General features: G+C 54.9%; 1 protein-coding gene, 1 tRNA gene and 1 pseudogene. 1 reads left to right on the plus strand and 2 read right to left on the minus strand.

Annotation, left to right across the window (positions count from 1 at the left end):
* On the plus strand, positions 1-186 hold a 186-nt coding region (locus ALO64_RS25980; protein WP_054991753.1), incomplete at its 5' end, for a hypothetical protein.
* Positions 187-479: 293 nt separating this feature from the next.
* On the opposite strand, the gene ALO64_RS15760 is transcribed toward ALO64_RS25980, so the two are convergent.
* Together ALO64_RS15760 and ALO64_RS15765 are read right to left on the minus strand one after the other, a co-directional pair.
* Positions 480-565: transfer RNA gene (locus ALO64_RS15760), tRNA-Leu, on the minus strand.
* Between the two features lie 167 nt (positions 566-732).
* Positions 733-1,236, minus strand: a pseudogene (locus ALO64_RS15765) (DNA topoisomerase IB); the annotation flags it as partial.

The following is a 1,236-nucleotide window of genomic DNA, read 5'->3' on the forward strand; positions in this document are numbered from 1 at the left end:
AACCCGGGGCGGTTCAGATTGCTTGCCCTTGTTTTGTTTGTGCCTCTGATGTTTGCAGGTGCTTGGCTTGGGTTTGAGATACCTGGAATAGATCACGGCACACGGACAGTATTTTTTGTCGGCTGGATGATCGCGATGGCATTTGTTATCGATCGAATCTGCACAAGAGTATTCAGAGAAAAATAGACATTAGAGCCGGGATCTACATGACCGCGACTGGTATCTGCTATTGCCTCGAAATCTCGCTGAATGGAACCACGGTGGCGTTGACCTTTTTTGGTGTACTTGACGTGCGTGGAGTGACCCCTAATCGCGGTGAGGGCGTGCAGTGCTTGAGTGCTTCAGATTTGGGGAGTCGTGTTCGTCGGCAGGACGCCGGAGAAGGAGTTTTTTTGGAATTGCGGACCACGACTGTTTTTGCGGACCAAAACAAAAAGGGCCTACCGAGCAAAATGCCCTGTAAGCCCTTTATCTATATATGGTGCCCCGAGCCGGGGTCGAACCGGCACGTCCAAAGGACGAGGGATTTTAAGTCCCTTGCGTCTACCAATTTCGCCATCGGGGCGGTAGCGCCAAGAGCAGGGAATATATACACCCGGCCCCCATGAAGCAAGCTTGAAAGCGTCACAAATGACTCGGAGTGCCGCTTTTTTGCCTGCCGGAAATGCTTGGTAAATCATGAGGCTACGAAATTTTATTGGAGCAAAGGCTGACGTGCCGCGTTCAGACGGCTCAGGCTTTGCTCTCTTTCACCACCGCATCGTTCACTACAGCCTCGACCTTGTCAGCCAGTAATCGCAGGTAGCTCGCCAAGGCCACTTCCTCCAGGCGCAGGCCTTTGCGTTGCCGGGAGCGAGGGAGTTTGGCTAGGTTGCCGAGCAGGAAGCCTTCCAGTACTGCGGGGTGGATGTAGCATTTTCGGCAGATGGCAGGGGTGTTTCCCAGTTGTTTCGAGACCGCCTTGACCATATCGACGATGTGCCGCTTGGCGTCGGCCTCCGGCTCCCAATGCAGTTTCTGCAACGTCGCGAGCGCCAGCGCACTCGCTGCCCAGGTCCGGTAATCCTTGGCGGTGAAATCCGAGCCGGTGAGGCTTTGCAGGTAGGCGTTGATATCGGATGACGTCACTGCGTGGCGTACGCCATCTTCGTCCAGGTACTGAAAGAGGTTTTGTCCCGGCAGTTCCATGCAGCGCTTGATCACATTGGCCAAGCGCCGGTGAACCGCCCCGGGTTT

It is taken from the genome of Pseudomonas meliae (assembly GCF_001400515.1).
Classification (GTDB): domain Bacteria; phylum Pseudomonadota; class Gammaproteobacteria; order Pseudomonadales; family Pseudomonadaceae; genus Aquipseudomonas; species Aquipseudomonas amygdali.